6 protein-coding genes are annotated in these 3894 nt (G+C 62.7%); all 6 read left to right on the forward strand.

The genetic code is table 11. The features are described from left to right. Window positions 1-573 (forward strand): imidazoleglycerol-phosphate dehydratase HisB (hisB, locus tag ACIQ2A_RS25645; protein WP_398484849.1); only part of this gene is annotated, 573 nt, incomplete at its 5' end. A gap of 103 nt (window positions 574-676) precedes the next feature. Further along, entirely contained in the window at window positions 677-1189 is a 513-nt protein-coding gene (locus tag ACIQ2A_RS25650; RefSeq protein WP_398484851.1) for a DUF2628 domain-containing protein, read from the forward strand. After that, the gene (hisH, locus tag ACIQ2A_RS25655; protein ID WP_398484853.1) at window positions 1186-1836 is read left to right on the forward strand and encodes an imidazole glycerol phosphate synthase subunit HisH; all 651 of its coding nucleotides are present in this window, start codon (window positions 1186-1188) and stop codon (window positions 1834-1836) included. Before ACIQ2A_RS25650 ends, hisH begins: the two co-directional genes overlap by 4 nt. 181 nt (window positions 1837-2017) lie before the next feature. Next, the gene (hisA, locus tag ACIQ2A_RS25660) at window positions 2018-2746 is read left to right on the forward strand and encodes a 1-(5-phosphoribosyl)-5-[(5-phosphoribosylamino)methylideneamino]imidazole-4-carboxamide isomerase (protein ID WP_398484855.1); all 729 of its coding nucleotides are present in this window, start codon (window positions 2018-2020) and stop codon (window positions 2744-2746) included. Between the two features lie 9 nt (window positions 2747-2755). Then, window positions 2756-3517: an imidazole glycerol phosphate synthase subunit HisF gene (gene hisF, locus ACIQ2A_RS25665; RefSeq protein ID WP_398484857.1), complete on the forward strand. Its 762-nt coding sequence runs from the start codon at window positions 2756-2758 to the stop codon at window positions 3515-3517. Window positions 3518-3546: 29 nt separating this feature from the next. Beyond that, window positions 3547-3870: a phosphoribosyl-ATP diphosphatase gene (locus ACIQ2A_RS25670; protein ID WP_398484859.1), complete on the forward strand. Its 324-nt coding sequence runs from the start codon at window positions 3547-3549 to the stop codon at window positions 3868-3870. Window positions 3871-3894 lie beyond the last annotated feature (24 nt).

The following is a 3894-nucleotide window of genomic DNA, read 5'->3' on the forward strand; positions in this document are numbered from 1 at the left end:
CGCGCCACCACGGAGACCCAGATCGAGGTCTCCGTGAATCTCGATGGCACCGGTGCGTCCAATTCGACCACCGGCATCGGGTTCTTTGACCATATGCTTGACCTGCTCGCCCGCCATTCGAAGATCGACATCACCGTGAAGGCGGTGGGCGATCTCCATGTCGATTTCCACCACACCACGGAAGATGTCGGCATCGCCCTCGGCCAGGCCGTGAAGCAGGCGCTCGGCGACATGGCCGGCATCACCCGCTATGCCTCGGTCTATATGCCCATGGACGAGACCCTGACCCGGGTGGCGCTGGATATTTCCGGCCGCCCGTTCCTGGTGTTCAAATCCGCCTTCCCGACCCACAAGATCGGCGAATTCGACACCGAGCTGGTGCGCGAATGGTTCACCGCTTTCGCCATGCAGGCGGGCGTGACTTTGCACGTCGAAACCCTATATGGCGACAATAGCCATCACATTGCCGAATCCTGCTTCAAGGGTCTGGCGCGGGCGCTTCGCACGGCAGTGGCCATCGATCCGCGCAATGCCGGCGAAGTGCCGTCCTCCAAGGGGCAGCTCGGCGGATAATACGCTCGTCATTGCGAGCGCAGCGAAGCAATCCAGAAAGCCAGAGACTGGATTGCTTCGTCGCTTCGCTCCTCGCAATGACGGTTGAGAAGACGGAGCTCTAATGCCGGTTTATACAGTTCATGCGCCGAAAAGCGCCGAGACATCGCCATTGGCGGCGACGGACAAGTTCGTCTTCGTGCGCGATGGCTTTCATGTCTGGGCGTTTATCGCAGGTCCGTTCTGGCTCCTGTTTCACCGGCTGTGGCTGGCGCTGATCGGCTATCTCGTGCTGTCTTTTGTCGGTGAGATCGCGCTGTCGAAGCTCGGCGTGCCGGCTGGGCCGCGGATGCTGGCGATGTTCTTCATCGCGCTGCTGATGGGGTTCGAGGCGTCGAGCCTGCGACGCTGGTCGTATTCGCGCGGCAAGTGGCGGCAGCTCGATGTGGTCGTGGCTGATAATCCGGAAGCCGCCGAGCGGCGCTTCTTCGATCGCTGGGCGGCCAGCCAGCGTTCTGATTCGTATTCGACTGATCGCGGCGCGCCGCCGCCGACCCGTCATGTCCCTGCCCAGCCGTTTTCGCGCGGGCCTGAGGACGTGATCGGGCTGTTTCCGCAACCGGGAGTGACACGGTGACCGTCGCCATTATCGATTACGGCTCCGGCAATCTGCACTCCGCTGCTAAAGCCTTCGAGCGCGCGACGCGCGGCATGGAGAACCCCGAGAAGATCGTGGTCACCCGCGATCCCGACCAGGTGTTTCGCGCCGATCGCATCGTGCTGCCCGGTGTCGGTGCCTTCGCCGATTGCCGCCGTGGGCTGAACGAGCTCGACGGCATGGTGCAGGCGATGACCGAAGCCGTGCGCGACAAGGCGCGGCCGTTCTTCGGCATCTGCGTCGGCATGCAGCTGATGGCGACGCGCGGCAAGGAGCATGTCACCACGGATGGGCTCAACTGGATTGCCGGCGATGTCGAGAAGATCACGCCGCGCGACGAGAGCCTGAAGATCCCGCATATGGGCTGGAATACGCTGGAGCTGTTGCAGGAGCATCCGGTGCTGAACGGCCTGCCGCTCGGGCCGAAGGGCCGCCACGCTTATTTCGTGCACTCCTATCACCTCAATGCAGTGAACGAGAAGGAAGTGCTCGCGCGCGCCGAGTATGGCGGGCCGATCACTGCCATTGTCGGCCGCGACACCGCCATTGGTACGCAATTTCATCCCGAAAAAAGCCAGCGCTTCGGCCTGGCTTTGATCTCCAACTTTCTGAAATGGAAGCCGTGATGAAGTTTATCACCGGCAGTGCGCCCCCTTCCCCCTTGCGGGGAAGGGCCGGGGATGGGGGAGCCACAAACTCCGACGTCACGTGTGGACCCCCCTCCCCAGCCCTCCCCCGCCTAGCGAAGCTTCGCTTCGCACGGGGGGGAGGGAGTCACAGCGCTCTTGGCTTCTGGAATACAACATCATGATCCTCTTTCCTGCCATCGACCTGAAAAACGGCCAGTGCGTCCGCCTCGAACAAGGCGACATGGCGCGTGCCACCGTGTTCAATCTCGACCCTGCCGCGCAGGCGAAATCGTTCGAGGATCAGGGGTTTGAATATCTCCATGTGGTCGATCTCGACGGCGCCTTTGCCGGCAAGCCGGTGAATGCACAGGCCGTCGAGGCGATGCTCAAGCTCGTCAAATTCCCGGTGCAGCTCGGCGGCGGCATCCGCGATCTCGCGACCATCGAAGCGTGGCTGTCGAAAGGCATCAGCCGCGTCATCATCGGCACTGCCGCGGTGCGCGATCCCGAACTGGTGAAGCAGGCCGCGAAGACATTCCCCGGCCGCGTCGCGGTCGGTCTCGATGCGCGTGATGGCAAGGTCGCAGTGGAAGGCTGGGCGGACGTGTCCACCGTCACCGCGCTCGACATCGCGCAGCGTTTTGAAGATGCCGGCGTTGCCGCCATCATCTTCACCGACATCGCCCGCGACGGCATGCTCAAGGGCATCAATTGGGACGCGACCATCGCGCTCGCCGATGCCATCTCGATCCCCGTCATCGCATCAGGTGGCCTCGCCTCCATCGCCGACATCAAGGCGATGCTGGAGCCGCGTGCGAAAAAGCTCGAAGGCGCCATTTCCGGTCGTGCGCTCTATGACGGCCGCATCGATCCGGCTGAAGCGCTCGCCCTGATCAAGGCCGCATAGGACAACACCATGTTCAAGGTCCGCGTCATCCCCTGCCTCGACGTCAAGGACGGCCGCGTGGTGAAGGGCGTCAATTTCGTCGATCTGCGCGACGCCGGCGATCCCGTCGAGGCGGCGATTGCCTATGACGCCGCCGGCGCGGACGAACTGACCTTTCTCGACATCAACGCCACGCATGAAAATCGCGGCACCATGATGGATGTGGTCCGCCGCACGGCGGAAGCCTGCTTCATGCCGCTGACCGTCGGCGGTGGCGTCCGCACCGTGGATGACATCAAGGCGCTGCTGCGTGCCGGTGCCGACAAGGTGTCGATCAATTCCGCCGCGGTGGCGAACAAGCTGTTCGTCAAGGAAGCCGCGGAAAAGTTCGGTGACCAGTGCATCGTGGTGGCCATCGACGCCAAGCGCGCGGGCTCACGCTGGGAGATCTTTACCCATGGCGGCCGCAAATCGACCGGCATTGACGCCATCGAGTTCGCGCAGGAAGTGGTCTCGCTCGGCGCCGGCGAGATCCTGCTGACCTCGATGGACCGCGACGGCACCCGCACCGGCTTCGATATCGAACTGACCCGCGCCATTGCCGACAGTGTCGCCGTACCGGTGATCGCCTCGGGCGGTGTCGGCAATCTCGATCACTTGGTCGAAGGTATCAGGTCCGGCCACGCCACAGCGGTGCTGGCAGCCTCGATTTTTCACTTCGGTGAATTTACCATCCGCCAGGCCAAGGACCACATGACGCGCGCCGGCTTGCCGATGCGGCTCGACCCCTAGGGGCCCTCGCCCCATAACGAGTTTGATCGATGTCCTTCACGCTGCATGATCTCGCCGCCACCATCGACGCCCGCGCAGCCGCGGCGGATGGTGAGTCGTCCTATACGAAGAAGCTGCTCGACAAGGGCGCCGTGCATTGCGCCAAGAAATTCGGCGAAGAGGCGGTCGAGCTCGTCATCGCGACGGTCGAGGACGACCGCACCAATCTGATCAATGAAAGTGCCGATGTGCTGTTCCACCTTTTGGTGGTGCTGAAATCACGCGGTGTCACCATTCAGGATGTGGAGGCAGCTCTTGCTGCCCGCACGCATCAATCGGGATTGCAGGAAAAGGCGTCACGCAAGAGCGACTGACGATCCAGGGTCAAAAGTCATCAA

The organism is Tardiphaga sp., assembly GCF_044336785.1.
Classification (GTDB): Bacteria; Pseudomonadota; Alphaproteobacteria; order Rhizobiales; family Xanthobacteraceae; genus Tardiphaga.

Coding starts and splice junctions, on each gene's coding strand:
- ACIQ2A_RS25650 (WP_398484851.1), top strand. CDS start 677: ATGCCGGTTTATACAGTTCATGCGCCGAAAAGCGCCGAGACATCGCCA.
- hisA (WP_398484855.1), top strand. CDS start 2,018: ATGATCCTCTTTCCTGCCATCGACCTGAAAAACGGCCAGTGCGTCCGC.
- hisF (WP_398484857.1), top strand. CDS start 2,756: ATGTTCAAGGTCCGCGTCATCCCCTGCCTCGACGTCAAGGACGGCCGC.
- ACIQ2A_RS25670 (WP_398484859.1), top strand. CDS start 3,547: ATGTCCTTCACGCTGCATGATCTCGCCGCCACCATCGACGCCCGCGCA.